The sequence below is a fragment of the Streptosporangium heterodermiicola genome (assembly GCF_051390675.1).
GTDB lineage: Bacteria > Actinomycetota > Actinomycetes > Streptosporangiales > Streptosporangiaceae > Streptosporangium.
In genome coordinates, this window is sequence record NZ_JBPJSR010000005.1 from 294,247 (window position 1) to 311,100 (window position 16,854).

The following is a 16,854-nucleotide window of genomic DNA, read 5'->3' on the forward strand; positions in this document are numbered from 1 at the left end:
GCGGCGCTCACGGGGTGGCGGGGGCCGCCGACGGACCCGCGGCGACCGGCGTCGCGGCTGTCGGCTCGGGTTCGTCGGCGGCGACCGCCGTCTCGTCCGACGGCCGGGGCTTGAGGAAGATGAAGGCGAGCAGGATCAGCCCCGCGAAGAGGTAGCCCAGCGAGACCTGGCCGTTGGCGTTCCACTCGACCCGTTCACCGTGGATCAGCCCGATGAAGGCCAGGGCCGCTCCGGCGAAGGCGTACCCGGCGGCCCACAGGAACGACCGGTCGATGACGAAGGCCGTGATCGAGCCGAGTATCAGACCGGCGAGCACGGCGCCGCCGCCGAGCAGGGCCGTTCCCTCGTAGACCGTCCCGCTCTGCGCGATCGTGTCGTACCCGACCTCCCGCGCGCTGGTCCCCGCGGCGGCGAGCGCGTTGTCCATGTAGCCCTGCGCCCAGGAGGCGATGTTGGGGATGATCGCGATCACCACGGCCACCGCGTGCGCCTTCGGCACCGACTGGAAGGCCTGGGCGCCGATGAGCAGCCCGATGTAGAGCAGGATCGGCACGATCGCGGGCGTCGGCAGCACCGCGCCGAGCAGCGCGAACATGCCGAGGAAGCAGAACAGCGCGATCACGACGCCGCTCGCCATCGAGTAGCTCGTACGGCCGCCCGCGGACTTCCACCCCGGGTGGCCGATGTAGACGGCGGGCGGGAACGGCGAGCCCAGCATCGAGCCGACCACCGCGCCCGCGCCGTCGGCCAGGAGCACCGAGCGCAGGTTGTACGAGTCGCCCGCGGCGGCGGCGCTCTCCACGTTGCTCATGCCCTCGGTGAAGTTGTAGATGCCCAGGGGGATGGCGGTGGCGAGCAGCGGGGAGACCTGGCCGAGCCCTTCGAGGAGGCGGTCGATGTTCAGCGACGGCAGGCTCACCGCGATGTTCTCGGCGGCGGCGCCCACGTCGGCGGGGTTCATGTAGCCGCCGATCCAGGCGATCGCGGTACCGGCCAGGAGCGCGGCGAGCCCGACGGGGATGTTGCCCGGCAGCCTCAGGTCGGTGAAGAAGCCGACCATGATGATGACCAGCACCGGCAGCGCGATCCAGGCCGCCTCCCACATCTGCGCGGCGGGCCGCATCGAGATGAAGGCGATCGAGATGCCCGCCAGGGTGCCGAGCATCGCCGCCCTGGGGGTGAAGCGGCGGATGTACGGGCCCACGAAGGCGCCGATCAGCACGATGACGCCGATGATGAAGCACCAGGCCAGCCCCGCCACCCAGGCCTGCAGGGGGTTCCTGGTCGCCAGGTAGGTCGGCAGCATGATCACGAACACCACGATGAACATGTGCGGGACGCTGGGCCCGTACGGCATCGCGCACACGTCGGTGCGGTTCTCGCGGCGGGCCAGCCGCCGGGCGAGGTAGGTGTAGTACACGTTGCCGATCAGGAGCTGGATGCCCATCGCCGGGAGGATGACGCCGAAGACGTCGGAGCCGGGCAGGTGGACGACCCCGAGGCAGAGGCCGCTCAGCACCAGCACGTTGACCATCACGTTGAAGCCGAGGCCGAAGAAGGCGTTGGTGTCCCCGCTGACCCACCAGGGGAGTTTGAGTTTGACGGGGTCGGTTGTCGTGGTCATCGGTCAGCTCCGTGTTTCGAGTGCCTTGAGATAGCCGCCGGAGGGGGCGACCCAGCCGAAGATGCCGCCCTGCGCGGCGATCATTTCCAGCCCGTACCGCTGGAACTCGGCGAAGTACGAGCCCACGCAGTCGGACAGGACCAGGCACTCGTAACCCCGGTCGTTCGCCTCGCGGACGGTGGTGTGCACGCACACCTCGGTCGTGACGCCGGTGACGATCAGGCTGCGGATGCCGGCCGCGCGGAGGGTCTCGTCCAGGCCGGTGGCGTGGAAGGAGCCCTTGCCGGGCTTGTCGACGACGAGTTCGCCCTCGATGGGGGCCAGCTCGTCGATGATGTCGTGGCCGTACTCGCCGCGGATCAGGATCCGTCCCTTGGGGCCGGGATCCCCGATGCGCAGCGACGGCGCGCCGCGGCCGAGCTTGGCGGGCGGGCAGTCGGACAGGTCGGGCAGGTGCCCCTCGCGGGTGTGGATGACGGTCATCCCCGCCGCGCGCGTGGCGGCCAGCACCTCCTGGAGCGGCGGGATGACCCGCCGCAGCATGGACACGTCGTTGCCCAGGGTCTCCCCGAAACCCCCGGGCTCGACGAAGTCCCGTTGCATGTCGATGAGCAGCAGCGCTGTGTGTCGCGGATCGAACCCGTATGCGTACGGCTCGGCCTCGACGAGAAGCGGATCGGACACGTTGACTCCGTTCCTCGGATCCTCCTTTTGTCGATTGTCGACAGAATTATGTCGGCAGGTTTCCCGTCCGGTTACGCTTCTGTTAGCGGCTCGGGCCGGAGCGTGATCGTGCCGTCCGGCGTACGCCCCTCGCGTGGCCCGGGGCGTGGTCGTGCGTCCGGCGTACGCCCACTACGTGGCTCAGCCGGGATAGTTGCTGAGCTCGATCAGGTTCCCGTCGGGGTCGCGGACGTAGACGCTGGTCATCGGGCCCAGGGCGCCGGTGCGGCCGACCGGTCCCTCCTCCACCGCGACCCCGGCGGCGGCCAGCTCGGCCACCACGCGATCGAGGGGCGTGCCGATGACGAGGCACAGGTCCGCGCTGCCCGGCGTGGGACGTTCGGCCCTGGGCTCGAACTCCTTACCCGCCTGATGCAGGTTGATCTTCTGCTGCCCGAAGGACAGGGCCCTGCGCCCGCCCTGGAAGGTCACCGGTGTCATCCCGAGGACCCGCACGTAGAAGTCGACGGTGGCCTCGATGTCGGCCACCGTGAGAACGAGATGATCGAGCCGTTCGACGCGCATGGCGTCGCCCTCCTCCCGTGAGAACCCCCTTGGGCCTTGGACGGGAACCTTCCCCGTTTCCCGCGAGGACCCGCGCCGGATTCCGTGAAGATCTTTCCTGGTGCCCGCCGGAGACCCCGGAGGACCCGGAAGGCCCTCCCGGCCAGGTGGTCAGCCGATGTAGGTGCGTGCACCGTGCCGGGACAGGGCGTCGAGCGCGGTGGCCGGGTCGCCGGAGGCGATGGCCTCGAAGAGCCGCCGGTGCCGCTCCACCCCCTCTGACGGGGCCCGCTGCTCGGCCTCCCTGCGCAGGTTCGCGGCCATGTAGAGCTGCAGCTTCAGGATGACGGGCTCGTACGCCATCAGCAGCTGGCGGTGGCCCGCCAGCGCGACGAGCGCGACGTGGAAGCGCCGGTGCGCCTCGTTCTCGCTGAGCGGGTCGTCCAGCCGTACCGCCGACGCCATGCCCTCAAGGGCCTCGGCCAGCACGGTCAGCGCGGTCATGCCGTGGGCGCCGGAGAGCGGCAGCGCGGTCTCGACCGCGTAGCGTTCGAGCACGTCGCGCAGCCCGAACAGCTCGTCCACGTCGTCCCTGGTCAGCTCGGTGACGCGGGCCCCCCGCCGGGGCAGGTGCTCCACCAGCCCCTGCTGCCCGAGCGACCGCAGCGCCTCGCGCAGCGGCGCCCGGCTGATGCCGAACCGCTGGGTGAGCTGCTCCTCGATCAGCCGCTCACCCGGCGCGAGGGCACCGGAGAGGATCTCGTGCCGGAGCCGCCGCATCGAAAGCTCGACCAGGCTGGGGTGTTTCAGCTCCCCATCGGGTTCCACCCGTCCAACTCCTCTCGACGTGTGGAACAAACTCTCTCAGAGTTCGGCCGGATTCCCGCGCGCGGGATGGCGGCGCGGCCGGGGGCCGGTCACGCACTCACCGGGAGCACGCCGCTCCCGCCGTCCTCACAGCTGGGGCGGAGTCAGCTCGGGCGGAGTCTGCTCGCCCGCCCAGTCGAGGAGCCGTGTCGCGCTCTGGAAGCGCCGGTCGGCGTTGGACTCGCCGAGGATGACACCCACGAGCCGGTGGCCGTCGCGGTCGGCGGCGAACGACAGGCAGTATCCGGCAGCGCTCGTGTAACCGGTCTTCAGGCCCATCACCCCGGGCGTCTTGCCGAGCAGCTTGTTGGAGTTGGTCCAGGAGTGCGCCCGGTGCACCTTGGTCTTCGCCACGACGTGGCGCCTGGTGGACGCGATGATCCGCAGCAGCGGGTCGCGCAGCGCGAGGTCGGCCAGCTTCGCCTGGTCCAGGGCGGTGGAGTAGCCGGGAGCCGGCTTCGGCAGGCCGTCGGCACTGGCGTAACGGGTGTCGACCAGTCCCATCGAGCGGGCCGTGGCGTTCATCTTCGCCACGAACGCCGCGTTGCCGGGACCGTAGACGCGGGCCAGCGCGTGGGAGGCGTCCGCCCCCGAGGGGAGCATGACCGCGTAGAGCAGGTCCCTGACGGTCAGCCGCTCCCCGGCGCGCAGGGAGGCGTGGGTCGCGCCGTTCGTCGCCGCGTGCTTTACGTCCGCCGCCTGGATCGTGACGGTGGCGTCCAGTTTCGCCTCCCTGAGGACGACGTACGCCGTCATCACCTTGGTCAGGCTGGCCACCGGCATCCGCTTCCCCGCCTGCTTGCTCAGGTGGATCGTTCCCGTGCCCGCGTCGTACAGGTACGCGGCCCGTCCCGGCACCGAGGGAACGGAGGCGCGTCGCCCGGCGGCGGGCGCGGCGGTGAAGGCGAGTGTGCGGGACGCGGCGGTGAAGGCGGGCCTGCCTGACGCGGCGGTGCGGACGGACGCGCGGGGCGCGTACCGTGCGGGCGGCGCGGCGGGCGGCGCGGACGCCAGGGTTCCGGTGGCCGGGACGTGCGCCGGAGGCCTGCCGGTCAGCGCGGGTGCCGAGGCCTCCGAGGCTCCCGCGGCCAGGGCGGGCACCGGAGACACGGTGGCCAGGGTGACCGCGGTGACCAGCGCGGCGCGGGCTATGAGGCGTGTTCCCCCGTGATGCATGCGAGCCATGCTGACAGAGGCCACCGTTAATATGCGGAAGTTGGCGGTTTGGCTATGGAAAAGTTGACATCGGTGCCGTGGGGGGACAGGAAGGCGCTGGCGCCGGGGCGTGTGGGAGTGCGCGACCACGAAGTCGGGGGTGCCCGATCACGGGACGGACTCGCGTGGCCCATGTGCCGCCTGCCGCAGCGCCGCGTCGAGGATCGCGTCCAGCATTCCCTGGGAGCTCCGGAGCTGGGCGATCGTCTCGGCGATGCGGGCGCGTTCGCGCCGCAGGTCCTCGACGAAGGCCGGGCAGCCGGACGACACCATCAGCTCGCCGTCGTCGTGAACGCAGTGCAGGACCCGGGCGATGACCGCGGTGGGAAGCCCGGCGGCGAGCATGGCGCGGATGTGGCGCACCGTCGCGATGTCCGTCCCGGTGTACTCGCGGTAGCCGTTGACCAGCCGGACCGGCCTGAGCAGGCCCTGCTCCTCGTAGTAGCGCAACAGCCGCCTGTGCACCCCGGTCTCGCGGGCCAGGTCGCCGATCCGCATCCGGTTCCTCTCGCTTGACATTCACATAGATGTGACGCTTTACGGTCCCAAGTATCGCTGATCACGAAAAGTGGGGAGATGTCGATGCCGAGTGCGGTGATCATTGGTGCGGGTCCGGGGATCGGGCAGGCTGTGGCCCGCCGTTTCGCCAGGGAGGGGATGCCGATCACGCTGATCGCCCGGAGCGGGCGGACGCTGCGTTCCGTGGCCGAGGCGGTCGCTCCCCATGGTGTCCCGGTTGTCACGGTGGAGGCCGACAGCACCGACCAGGACGCGTTGGACGCCGCACTCGACAAGGCCGTCGGCGAGCACGGCGTGCCGGACGTCGTCGTGTACAACGCCGCGATCATCCAGGCCGACGCGCCGGGCGAGCTGCCGGTACGCGCTCACATGGAGGCGTGGGCGGTGAACGTGGTCGGCGCGCTCAACGCCGCCGCCCACGTCGCGCCCGCGATGGCGGCACGCGGTGACGGGACGTTCCTCATCACGGGCGGCATGCCCGAGCCCAAGCCGCGATACGTGAGCCTCTCGCTGGGCAAGGCAGGCGTCCGTACCCTGGTCACCCTGCTCGACCAGGAGTACGGGCCCTCCGGGGTGCACGTGGCGAGCGTCACCGTGGCCGGTCCGGTCGCCCCCGGCACCGACTTCGACCCGGATGACATCGCCGAGCACTACTGGCGGCTGCACACACAACCACGCCACCAGTGGGAACGGGAGACTCTGCACGCCGGCCGCCCGCGATGACCGGCGCCGAGGCCGCGAACGCTCTCACCGGCGGCGGGCTTCGAACGAACACCACCCGGCCGAGATCGTCTCGCTGTTCGGCCGGGATCCGCCCGGACACCACTTCGAGGCCCACAGGTTCGAGGCCCACCGGCTCGCCGAGCCGGTCGTCTCAGGCCGTGGCGGCCAGTTTCTCCGCCTCGCGGCGGGCGGCCCGGTGACGGCGCCAGCGGACGAATCCGACGATCACCGCGACCGCCGCCAGCGCGGCCAGGCCCGCCAGGAGCGGCGACCGGGCGGCGAGCCCCAGCCAGCCCCAGATCACCGAGTACAGGCCGAACGAGGTCACCGGCACCCAGGTCAGGCAGCCGAGCGCGCTGGCCACGACGTACCAGGGATAGGAGATCCGCAGCACCCCGGCCACCCAGGGCAGCGTGTGGCGCAGCCCCGGCACCCAGAAGCAGGCGTAGACGGCGAGCGCGCCCCACTTCCTGACGACGTTCTCGACCCGGGTGATGTTCTCCTGGCCGATCTTGGTGCCCAGTCGCGAGGTGTAGAGCTTGGAGCCCAGGACGTGGCCGATCCAGTAGTAGGCCTGGAACGCGCCGAAAAGGGCCACGCCGCCGACGATCACCCAGAGCCACAGGGGCATGCCCAGGAAGGACGCGGAGGCCGGGTCGGGGATGCCCGCCACAACAGGTCGCACTCTGAACATCACCACCACGGTCGTTCCACCTGCCTACCCCGATATTAGGCCAGGCTTACCTGAACCGGCAGACCGGCGTCCCCCCGAGCGTTCCGGCTGCAAGCGGACGTCAACTCCAGAGCAAGAACCGTGGCGTACACCTGGGGTGTAACGAAGAAAGGTGTATGTCATGAGTCCGCGTAGCAGTGTGGCGCCGATGATGGCGAGTGGAACCGCGAGCGCCGTCAAGCTGCTCGTCGCCACCCTCGCCTTCGCCGGAGCCTACCTGGGGGTCGAGGCCACGTACGGCACCCCCGCCCGGATCCCGGCCGGTGCGGCGGCGCAGGCGCCGGTACGGACGGTGGAGCTGTCGTCGCGGTCGATGCCGGCCACGGAGCAGTTCGAGGCCACGGAGCGGGTCCGGGCGACGGAGCGGGTCTCCGCCGCGGGCCGGGTTCCCGCCGCGGACAAGATCACGGACAAGACGGCGGACAAGGCCACGGACAAGACGGCGGACAAGGTCACGGGTAAGGTCACGGACAAGGTCGCGGCCTCCGGCACGGTCACCGTCAGCGCGCTCGACGCGCTCGGTCCCTGCGACAGGCCGTACCAGGCGCGGAGCGTCGTCGACAACGACGACCCCCGGGCCACCGTCTCCTACGGCTGGCGCCTGGAGCGCTGGAGCCCGGGCACCCGCCGCTGGCAGACCTACCTGGGCACCGGGTCCGGTTTCAGCGGCGGGAGCCAGACCGTCGAGTGGCAGCCCAGGATCGTGAACAACCCCGGCTGGTACCGCGTCGTGCTGTCGGTCTCCGGCGACATCCCGCTGCGCAGCGAGAAGTTCCTCGTCGGCTGCTGACCCGCCCCGCCCGAGGAAGCGCAGGCCCGAGGAAGCACAGGCCCGAGGAAGCCCCTCGGAAGGCGTCAGCCGCTGAGGGAACGCTGGGCCGCCTCCACCCACCGGCTCACGCCCACCCGCTCGGCCACCGCGAGGGCGTTCTCGTAGTGCGGCTTCACCGCGTCGGCGAAGCCCAGCCGCAGCGCCAGGTCGCCCAGGGTCAGGGCGACCGGCCAGAGCGCCACCACCCCGGTCCCGGCGCCCGCGATCCGGTCGGCGAACGGCTTCAGCGTGTCGTACGCCTCGATCATCCGCTCCCGGTCGTCCAGCAGCATGCCCGCCAGGGCCCGCCAGATCATCGCCAGCTCGTAGAGGAAGTCGGGACGCACCGGCGTCTTCACCGCGATCACGGCCCGCGCGTCGCGGTGGTGGCCCGCCGAGGCGAGGGCCACCGCGTAGGCGTCGAGGGTCCACTTGGCCCCGCGCTGGTGCGCCTCGGCCAGCGGCTCGACCATCTCCGCGGCCCGCCCGTTCACCAGGTGCAGGCAGAACGTGGTGATCAGCGGCAGGTCCTGGCGGCCCTCCAGCATCCCGGCCTTGGCGGTCAGCCGGGCGGCCTCGCGGTAGGCGCGTTCCGCGCCGGCGAAGTCACCGGCGATCATCAGGCGCTGCCCGGCGTACCAGGCGACCACGGAGGCGGGCGCGGACAGGCCGTACTGCCTGGCCAGCCTCTCGGCGGCGGCCACGTGCGCGTCGGCCTCGGCGAACGCGCCCGAGGCGGCCGCGCACTCCATCAGCACCAGGTGGGCCAGCGCCTGCACCGAGATCTGCCCGGTCGCCTTGCCGACCTCCAGCAGCTCCCTGCCGATGACCTCGCGCTCGCCCACCGGGGTGATCCCGTACGACTGGCGCAGCCGCCCGCTCAGCGCGGTCGCGAGCAGGGCGGGGTCACCGGAGCGCCGGGCCAGCTCCTCGGCCTCCAGCGAGGCCTGCTCGCCCCGGGGGGTGGCCGACCCCTCAAGCTCCAGGGCGAGCGTGGCCAGCAGGCTCGCCCGCAGCGACTGCTCACCGGCGGGCAGCTCGACCAGCGCCTGCTCGGCGACGTCGACGATCTCCCAGGCGGTGCGGGTGAAGTCGCGGGCCATGCCCTTGTGCGGCACCGCGAGCGAGGCGGCGACCCGGGCGGTGAGCTCCAGGTTGCCCAGCGGCAGCGCGGCGTCCATCGCCTCGCGCCGCCGCCTGCGGGCCGCGGCCATGTCCCCGCAGAGCGCCAGCGCCTTGATCAGCCGCAGGGTCAGCAGCAGCCGCTCCCTGGTGCTGTCGGGCGTGTGGGTGATGCCCGACCTGTCGAAGGCGGCGATGGCCTGCTCCCACAGCGTGGCCGCCTCGCGGTGGGCGAAGCGCCGCTCGGCCTGCTCGGCGGCGAGCCCGGCGTAGTGCACCGTCTTGCCGGCGGTCTCGCTGGTGCCCGCGGAGTCGTAGTGGTGGGCCAGCGCGGCCACGTCACCGGGGTTCCTGCGCTCGATCACCGAGGCCACCGCGGCGTGCAGCCGGGAGCGGCGCAGCCGGGAGGCGTCGGAGTACAGGGTGTCGCGGACCAGGTCGTGGTCGAAGCGGAGCATGCCGGGACCCGGCTCGGTGACCAGGCCGGCGAGCAGCGCCGCCTCCACCGCGTCGACCACGGCCTCCTCGTCGCCCGAGACGTCGACCAGCACGTCCACGTCGACGTCGCGGCCGATCACCGCGGCCTGCAGCAGGATCTGCTGGGCGATCGCGGGCAGCCGGGAGATCCGCCTGCGCAGCACGTCGCGGACGCCGGAGGGCACGCCGGAGATAACCTCGGCGGCCGTCGCGCGGTCGCTCACCGCCTCGGCGTCGAGCAGGCGCACCGTCTCGCGGACGAAGAAGGGGTTGCCGCCGGTGCGCTCGACGATGCTGTTGACCGCGTCCTCGTCGACCTCGCGCACGCAGGTCGCCCTGACCAGCTCGGCCACCGCCTTGGTGTCGAGCCCGGTGAGGCCGACCCGGACGGGACCGAGCCTGGCCAGCGCGGCCAGCACGTCGGCCTGCTGGTCGCTCAGCTCGCTGTCGCGGCAGGTCACCACGAGCAGCACCCGGCTGGTGGCGAGCAGGCTCGGCAGCGCGCGGAGCAGCGCCAGCGTCTGGTCGTCGGCCCAGTGCAGGTCCTCCAGGGTGAGCAGGATCGGCGTCTCCTTGGCGACGGCGGCGAGGTAGCCGCCCACCGCCCGGTGCAGCCGGAACCCGCCGGAGGCCTGGTCGTCGTCGGGCTCGGGGGCCGCGTCGTCGAGGAGCGGTGCCAGCAGCGAGGCGTACTCGCCGGGCCCGGCCGCGTTCACCAGGGTGCGCAGGATCTCCACCCAGGCCCAGCCGGGAGGCGTGGCGCTGCTGTCGGGACACGCGCCGGAGGAGATGCCCCACCCGTCGTCGGCCAGCCGCCTGATGAGCTGGCGGACCAGCGTGGTCTTGCCCGCACCCGCGTCTCCGCTGATGACCGCGACGGTGAACCGGCCGGTCCTGGCCGCGGCGGTGGTGAGCCTGCCCAGCTCGGCGTCGCGGCCGACGAACGGCTCCGGCTCCAGCGGGGGAAGCTCCACCGGGGCCACCGTGGGCCTGGGCGGCCAGGTCTCCGCGGCCACCTGCTGGCGCTGCCTGGACGGCGGCGGGGCGGCGAGCTGCAGGCCGGGATCCTGGGACAGGATGTCGGACTCCAGCTTGCGCAGCGCCGGGCCCGGGTCGATGCCCAGCTCGTCGGAGAGGATCGTGCGCGCCCGGCGCAGCGCCGCCAGCGCGTCGCCCTGCCGCCCGCAGCGGTACAGGCCAAGGGCGAGCAGCCGCCAGCCCTCCTCGCGGAGCGGGTGCTCGGTGGTCAGCGCCTCCAGGTCGGGCACCGACTCGGCGGGCAGGCCCATCCGCAGGCCGCTGTCGCCGTGCCGCTCGCGGGCGACCAGGCGCAGCTCGGTGAGCCGGTTCACCTCGGCCTCGGCCCACGGCTGGTCGGCGAAGTCGGAGTATGGAGTGCCGCGCCACAGGCCCAGGGCCTTCTCCAGGCGGGTCCGCGCGGAGGCGGGGTCGTCACTCTCCAGATGCTCTCCGGCGGTGCGGACCAGCGTCTCGAAACGGAGCGCGTCGACCTGGTCGGGGGCGGCGCGCAGCGCGTAGCCGGAGGCGACGGTCACCAGCAGCCGGTTGGGCCCCCCGCGGGGACGGCCCGGCTCCAGCACCCTGCGCAGCCGGGAGATGTAGACCTGGAGACCCGACTGGGCACCCTTGGCCGCGTCGTCGTCCCACAGGTCGTACAGCAAGGAGTCGACGGGGACGACCTGCCCGCGTGCGACGAGCAGGCGTGCCAGGACCGCACGCTGACGAAGCCCGCCCAGGTCGAGCTCGTCCTCACCGGAATGCGCCTCGACCGGGCCGAGAACTCGGAACGCCACCATGTCAGCCGCCACGCTATGTGGGCCTTCCAATCGCATACAAGGTATTTCGTATTTCCCAATCTAGCGGCTGATCGACTCCTTTTCAGGGGCCGTCGCGGCGTTCTCACGCCTGCGCAGGAACGTCCACGCACCGAGCGCCAGCCCGCCGAAGGGGATTTCGACAGTGTAGGTCCAGAACCCGAAAAGCAGGGCGGCGGCGGTGGCGGAGTCCAGCGGGGCACCGAAGAAGACGAGTGCGCCGATGGTTCCGGCCTCCATTATCCCCGTACCGCTGGGAGTCACCAAAGCCGTCGTCAACACCCGGGACAGGGCGAAGGCGGCGATCGACTGCGCCAGGCCGGGATAGGCGCCGGTCGCGTGCAGGCAGACGACGAGGATGAGCCACTGGAAGGCGAGGAAGAAGAGCATGCCCAGCGTCAGCCCGGCCCAGCGGCTCCGTACGATCTCGGAGGTGTCGGCCCGCAGCTTGACCAGCGCCTCGGAGGCGGCGTGCCGGCCGGGACGGATCCGGCGGGGGAGCACGCGGGTCAGGGCGTCGAGACCGCGGCCCAGGACGTTCGCGGCGCGGTCCCAGTAGAGGGCGACGGTCACCACGGCGACCAGCACCAGGATGGACAGCACCCCCACCCAGCCCGCCCTGGTCACCGACGGGCTGAGCGGCTCCCCGCTGAACAGCAGGGCCACGATGCCCGCCGCGGGCAGCAGGAAGCGGAACAGGGTGTTCCAGACGCCGGTGGTCAGCGTGGAGACCACGACGGCCCGCGCGGTGAAACCCCAGCTCTTGGCCATCGCGAACGTCATCGCCACCCCGGCCGCGCCGCCGAAGGGGAGCAGGTTGCTCACCGCGCTGCCGCTCGCGTTCAGCGTCAGCGCCTGCAGGTGGGTGAGCCCGGGGAGGGAGGCGGTCAGCACGAACGTGTACGCGAGGAGGCTGAGCAGCCAGACGGCGGCCATCAGCGCGATCTCCTGACCGCTCAGCGCGGCGAACTGCGCGCCGATCTGCGCCCAGGAGACGTGCTTGCCCGTCAGGGCCGCGACGACCTGGGGCATGAAGAACACGAGCGTGGCGGCGAGTGCCAGCGACACGACCGACAACCCGACCTGGAACAACCTGCTCTTCATCCGAACCCGACCCGCCCGCTCCTCATCCGGCACCCCCGGCCAAGTCTGCCGGTCCCGGCCTCATCCTTTGGGAGGAACTTCGAAGGGATGCCTCAGCCGGGAGCCCAGGGGGGCGTCCCGGCGGACGTACCACTCGGTGCCGAAGACGAGACGGTACAGCGGCTGGGGGATCTTGAGCATCACCCCGAGCGTGCGGGTGTCGGCGCCGGTGGCCTGGGAGGCGTGGGCGGCCATGCTCGCCCGCTTCTGGCGGGCGAAGCGCCGCACGGCGACCCGGTGGGTGATCACCTCGCCGGGGGAGTACGCCCGCTCGAAGGCCCGGATGTCGAGCTGCGGGTAGAACCTCCTGGCGAGCCGCAGCCCCCGCAGCAGGGGGTCGCGGTTGACGGTGGCCTCCAGCACGATCGGGGTCCTCGCGATCTCGGCCGCCCGGCCGCCGACCCGGTGCACCTGCACGTGGTCGGGGTGGCCGTAGCCGCCCGCCGGGTCGTAGGTCGTCAGCAGGTCGGCCTTCTCCTCGGTGAGGATGGCGGCGAGCCGCCGCGCGGCCTCCTCGGCGTCGGCGTCGATGAAGGCGTCGTCGGGCCGGTCGTCGGCGACCCCGCCGCCGGGCGCGAGCCCGGAGTCGCCGTAGCCGAGGTTCACCACCCGGGCGCAGCCGAGCGCCGCCGCCGATTTGTACAGCTCGGCCACGCGGGCGGCGCCCAGCGCCTCACCGGGTTCGAGGTCGGCCTGGCCCCGCTCTCCCGAGGTCGCCACGACGAGCACCACCCGGTGGCCCTCGGCGGCGAGCATCGCCATGGTGCCCGCGGTGAGCAGGGCCTCGTCGTCGGGATGGGCATGAAAGAACACTGCTGTCTTGACGCTGCTGATCAGGCTCACTCCGTTCGCGCGACTCGGACGCGCCCTCGCGGGGCACGCAGGCATGATCTCACGCGGGTCTACGCTGGCACGGTGAGGATCCTCCACATCAGTGACTGTTACCTGCCGCGTCTCGGTGGGATCGAGGTGCAGGTCGCCGATCTGATCCGGGCGCAGCGGGAGGCGGGCCACCAGGTCGAGGTGGCGACCGCCACCCCGGGTGAGAGCCTGCCCGGCGTGCACAGGATCGTCGCGAGACTACCGTTCGACCTGCCGGTCCATCCGTTCGGGGTGGGACACCTGCTCCGCCTGGTGAGGGCGCGGCGTCCCGACGTGGTGCACGTGCACACGGGCGCGGTCTCGCCGTTCGCCTGGATGGGCGTGCGGGCGGCGACCCGCGCGGGCCTGCCCGTGGTCGTCACCGTGCACAGCATGTGGGACCCGGTCACGCGGGCGCTCTACCGGGGGCTGCGGCCGCTGTTCGGGTGGCACCGCTGGGGGCTGGTGGGCACCGCGGTGAGCGAGGCCGCCGCGCTGCCGATCCGCGCGGTGGCCGGGCCCGGCGTGCCGGTGCACGTGGTCTCCAACGGCCTGGACCTCTCCGGCTGGCGCTCGTCACCCCTCCCCTCGCCCTCCTCGCGGCCCCCCGCCGATCCCGTACGGGCCGATCCGGGCGGGGACCCCTCGCGGCCCGTGCCGGAGGAGGGCGGTCCGGTGCGGCCGGAGCCGGTGCACGTCGTCGCGGTGGGGCGGCTCGCGCCGCGCAAGCAGCCGGTCCGGTTGCTGAGGCTCCTGCGGGAGGCGCGCGCCCAGGTGCCGGGGGAGACGCCGATGCGGGCGACCGTCGTCGGGGACGGCCCGGCCCGGTCGCAGATGGAGCGCTACCTGAGGGCGAACGGCATGACCGGCTGGGTCTCGCTCCCCGGCCGCTACAGCCGCGACCGGATCCGCGAGCTGCTCGCCTCGACGGACGTGTTCGTCGCCCCCGCGCCCCGCGAGTCCTTCGGGCTGGCCGCGCTGGAGGCGAGGGCCGCGGGGGTGCCGGTGGTGGCACGCGCGCAGAGCGGGGTGGCCGACTTCGTACGGCCGGGCAAGGAGGGGCTGCTCGGGGAGACTTTCGACGACCTGGTCGCGTCGGTGGCCAGGCTGGTCCGCGACCGCGAGCTGCGCGAGTCGATCGCGGCGAACAACCGGGAGACCGAGCCCGTCCGCAGCTCCTGGCCCGTGGTGCTCGAAGGCTTCGAACGCTGCTACGAGCAGGCCCGCGCCGCCAGGACCTGACGTGCCCCGCCCCCGGACGCGCGAGGCGAGGCCGGGAGAACGCGCGAGGCCCCCGCCGTGCGGTGGCAGGGGCCTCGATGGAACCCGGTGGAGATGTGGAGATGGTGGTACGGCCGCCGCGCCGCACTGCCCCCCGCAGGCGGTGCGGCGGCCGTACCGGGAGTGCCTCCTGTCACCAGGGGGCACGAGTCCGGTCGACGGGTTCGTCCGGGAGCGAGTGCCTAGGAGCAGGCCTCGGCGAGCTTGGTGCTCGCCTCCTGGGCCTTCGTCGTGAGCGACCCCAGGGCCGTGGCGGCCGCGGTGGGGTCGTTCGGGTCGATCTTCACCGACTCGAACGTCGCGGCGAGGTCGGTGAGGGCGGTGGCCACCTCGCCGTCGGCCGTGCCCGCCAGCGCCTTGAGGTCGGTGGCGAGCTTGGCGGTGGCGTCGTTGTACTTGTTGAGGTCACCGGCGCTCGCCGCGGCGGCGGTGGTGAAGTCCGCGAAGGGCTTCGACCAGGCGGCCTCGGTGCAGACCGCGCTGTTGGCGGTCGCGCCGCAGGCGGCGGTCATCGATATGAGAGCGATTCCCGCGGCGGTGACGGCGAGGCGGCGGGAAGAGAGGGCGCGGAACATTTCTGCCTTTCATTGCATTTCGTGACAGTTGGAACTGTAGGCAGGGTTCCTTGCGGATCACTTTCATGGTGCTTACAGCAGTGACTCGTGTGACCTGACGTGATTTTGCCCCCGCGGGGGGTAAGGGCGGGGTATGGCTGAGGCGATCGTCGATCCCGGTTCCGGTCAGCACTCGCTCAAGCGGGTCATCGGGCGCAGGGTCCTTCTTCTGTTCGTGGTGGGCGACATCCTCGGCGCGGGGATATACGCCCTGGTCGGGAAGGTCGCCGGACACGTCGGCGGAGCGCTGTGGGTGCCCTTCCTGGTGTCCTTCGTGCTGGCGGCGCTGACGGCGACCGCCTATGCCGAACTTGTCGGCAAATATCCTCAAGCAGCCGGTGCCGCGCTTTACGCGAACAAAGCGTTCAATATTCCTTTTGTCACTTTTATTGTGGCGTTCGCGGTGCTGATGAGCGGGATCACCTCGGCGAGCGCGGCGGCGCGGGCATTCGGCGGCGACTACCTCGGGGAGTTCGTCAGCCTGCCGGTGGTCGTCGGGGCGTTCCTCTTCCTCGGTCTGGTCGCGCTGGTGAACTTCGCCGGGATCTCCGAGTCCATCAAGGTCAACGTGGTGCTGACGATCATCGAGGCGTTCGGCCTGCTGGTCATCATCGCGATCGGGATCTTCGCCCTGCTCTCCGGCGACGGCGATCCGTCGCGGGCCCTGGAGTTCCACCCGGCCAATGGCGCCTTCCTCGGCGTCCTGGGCGGTACGGCTCTCGCCTTCTACGCGCTGCTCGGCTTCGAGGACTCGGTCAACCTCGCCGAGGAGGCCAAGGACCCGCAGCGAGACTTCCCCCGCGCGCTCTTCGGCGGCCTGACCATCGCGGCGGTCATCTACCTGGGCGTCGCGTTCACGGCGACCATGCTGGTCGACACCAAGACGCTGACGGACTCGTCCGGCCCGCTGCTGGAGGTCGTCAAGGTCGCCGGGCTGGCGTTCCCGCCCAAGCTGTTCGCCCTGATCGCACTGCTCGCGGTGGGCAACACCGCTCTGATCAACATGCTCATGGCCTCGCGCCTGGTATATGGCATGGCGCGTGAGGGGATCGTGCCGCGAGTCTTCGCGTCGGTCCATTCGACGAGGTCCACCCCGTGGGTGGCCATCGTCTTCACCGTGGGTGTCGCGGCGGTGCTGGTCGCCACCGGCGACGTGGGCGGCCTGGCCGACACCACGGTGCTGTTGTTGCTGTGTGTCTTCACGCTGGTCAACGTGGCCGTGCTGGTTCTCCGCAAGGACCGGGTGGACCACGATCACTTCCGGGCGCCGAGCTGGATGCCGGTCCTGGGGGCGGTGGTCTGTTTCGTCCTGGCGCTTCCCGTCACCGGCCGGGGCGTGGACGTCTACGTCCGCGCGGGGGTGCTGCTCGTGATCGGGGTGGCCCTCTGGTTCGTCAACCGGCTGTTCCTCTCAGAAGGGCAGCGTCCGTCCTGAGGGCGTACGGAGGTCCAGGGAGATGGGTTTCCGGGGCGGCCGGGGCTTTTGGAGGATAAGAACCTTTTTCATGTGATACTCCCTCTTTGTTGGAGTTTGAGAGAGACTACGTCACCTGACCGACTTTTTCACGGATTTTTTACCAAGCGTGTGCAGGTCTGGGGTTGATTCAGGGGTTCTAGGGGTCGCGTGAGCGCACGGAGGTGGGCGGCGTCCGGGGCGGAAGTCTGACCTCCGGCGTCCCGGCCGTGTCGTCGAGGGCTCTGTCGTGGCGTTTGGTGGATAAAGTCCGCCATGTCCGCACAGTAAGCGGCTCATGTTTCCGGCAGCGACACCGTGTGTTCCAAATCCGCGACCTCGGCACCGC

15 protein-coding genes are annotated in these 16,854 nt (G+C 71.5%); 4 read left to right on the plus strand and 11 right to left on the minus strand.

Annotated elements, in window-relative coordinates:
- Positions 1 to 7 precede the first annotated feature (7 nt).
- From ACSC1Q_RS13650 to ACSC1Q_RS13675, 6 genes are all read right to left on the minus strand, one after another.
- Positions 8 to 1,624: a SulP family inorganic anion transporter gene (locus tag ACSC1Q_RS13650; protein WP_436759056.1), complete on the minus strand. Its 1,617-nt coding sequence runs from the start codon at positions 1,622 to 1,624 to the stop codon at positions 8 to 10.
- Positions 1,625 to 1,627: 3 nt separating this feature from the next.
- Positions 1,628 to 2,308, minus strand: a complete 681-nt coding sequence (locus ACSC1Q_RS13655) for a cysteine hydrolase family protein (RefSeq protein ID WP_436759057.1) — start codon at positions 2,306 to 2,308, stop codon at positions 1,628 to 1,630.
- Between the two features lie 180 nt (positions 2,309 to 2,488).
- Positions 2,489 to 2,872, minus strand: a complete 384-nt coding sequence (locus ACSC1Q_RS13660) for a VOC family protein (protein WP_436759058.1) — start codon at positions 2,870 to 2,872, stop codon at positions 2,489 to 2,491.
- A 150-nt stretch (positions 2,873 to 3,022) separates the two neighbouring features.
- Positions 3,023 to 3,679, minus strand: coding sequence for a GntR family transcriptional regulator (locus tag ACSC1Q_RS13665; RefSeq protein ID WP_436759059.1), 657 nt, complete (start codon positions 3,677 to 3,679; stop codon positions 3,023 to 3,025).
- Positions 3,680 to 3,805: 126 nt separating this feature from the next.
- Positions 3,806 to 4,894, minus strand: a complete 1,089-nt coding sequence (locus tag ACSC1Q_RS13670; RefSeq protein WP_436759060.1) for a D-alanyl-D-alanine carboxypeptidase family protein — start codon at positions 4,892 to 4,894, stop codon at positions 3,806 to 3,808.
- 147 nt (positions 4,895 to 5,041) lie between these two features.
- Positions 5,042 to 5,452, minus strand: a complete 411-nt coding sequence (locus tag ACSC1Q_RS13675) for a MerR family transcriptional regulator (protein WP_436759061.1) — start codon at positions 5,450 to 5,452, stop codon at positions 5,042 to 5,044.
- Between the two features lie 57 nt (positions 5,453 to 5,509).
- Between ACSC1Q_RS13675 and ACSC1Q_RS13680 the strand changes: the two genes are divergently transcribed.
- On the plus strand, positions 5,510 to 6,175 hold the full coding sequence (locus tag ACSC1Q_RS13680; RefSeq protein ID WP_436759062.1) for an SDR family NAD(P)-dependent oxidoreductase: 666 nt from the start codon (positions 5,510 to 5,512) through the stop codon (positions 6,173 to 6,175).
- Positions 6,176 to 6,326: 151 nt separating this feature from the next.
- Here the strand turns inward: ACSC1Q_RS13680 and ACSC1Q_RS13685 are convergent, their stop codons facing one another.
- Positions 6,327 to 6,869: a DedA family protein gene (locus ACSC1Q_RS13685; protein ID WP_436759063.1), complete on the minus strand. Its 543-nt coding sequence runs from the start codon at positions 6,867 to 6,869 to the stop codon at positions 6,327 to 6,329.
- 160 nt (positions 6,870 to 7,029) lie between these two features.
- Between ACSC1Q_RS13685 and ACSC1Q_RS13690 the strand changes: the two genes are divergently transcribed.
- A complete protein-coding gene (locus ACSC1Q_RS13690) occupies positions 7,030 to 7,698 on the plus strand; it encodes a hypothetical protein (RefSeq protein ID WP_436759064.1) in 669 nt (222 codons plus the stop codon).
- 65 nt (positions 7,699 to 7,763) lie between these two features.
- On the opposite strand, the gene ACSC1Q_RS13695 is transcribed toward ACSC1Q_RS13690, so the two are convergent.
- The 3 genes from ACSC1Q_RS13695 to ACSC1Q_RS13705 are packed head-to-tail and all read right to left on the minus strand — an operon-like array spanning position 7,764 to position 13,139.
- Positions 7,764 to 11,135: an ATP-binding protein gene (locus tag ACSC1Q_RS13695; protein WP_436759065.1), complete on the minus strand. Its 3,372-nt coding sequence runs from the start codon at positions 11,133 to 11,135 to the stop codon at positions 7,764 to 7,766.
- A 60-nt stretch (positions 11,136 to 11,195) separates the two neighbouring features.
- Positions 11,196 to 12,257 (minus strand): lysylphosphatidylglycerol synthase domain-containing protein, encoded by a 1,062-nt coding sequence (locus ACSC1Q_RS13700; RefSeq protein ID WP_436759066.1) that lies wholly within the window; start codon positions 12,255 to 12,257, stop codon positions 11,196 to 11,198.
- Between the two features lie 60 nt (positions 12,258 to 12,317).
- Positions 12,318 to 13,139: a PIG-L deacetylase family protein gene (locus tag ACSC1Q_RS13705; protein WP_436759067.1), complete on the minus strand. Its 822-nt coding sequence runs from the start codon at positions 13,137 to 13,139 to the stop codon at positions 12,318 to 12,320.
- Between the two features lie 72 nt (positions 13,140 to 13,211).
- Here ACSC1Q_RS13705 and ACSC1Q_RS13710 point away from each other — a divergent pair, with 72 nt between their 5' ends.
- Positions 13,212 to 14,399 (plus strand): glycosyltransferase family 4 protein, encoded by a 1,188-nt coding sequence (locus tag ACSC1Q_RS13710; RefSeq protein WP_436759068.1) that lies wholly within the window; start codon positions 13,212 to 13,214, stop codon positions 14,397 to 14,399.
- Between the two features lie 221 nt (positions 14,400 to 14,620).
- On the opposite strand, the gene ACSC1Q_RS13715 is transcribed toward ACSC1Q_RS13710, so the two are convergent.
- Positions 14,621 to 15,013: a DUF8711 family protein gene (locus ACSC1Q_RS13715; protein WP_436759069.1), complete on the minus strand. Its 393-nt coding sequence runs from the start codon at positions 15,011 to 15,013 to the stop codon at positions 14,621 to 14,623.
- Between the two features lie 133 nt (positions 15,014 to 15,146).
- Here ACSC1Q_RS13715 and ACSC1Q_RS13720 point away from each other — a divergent pair, with 133 nt between their 5' ends.
- Positions 15,147 to 16,487, plus strand: a complete 1,341-nt coding sequence (locus ACSC1Q_RS13720) for an APC family permease (RefSeq protein WP_436759070.1) — start codon at positions 15,147 to 15,149, stop codon at positions 16,485 to 16,487.
- Positions 16,488 to 16,854: the final 367 nt, after the last annotated feature.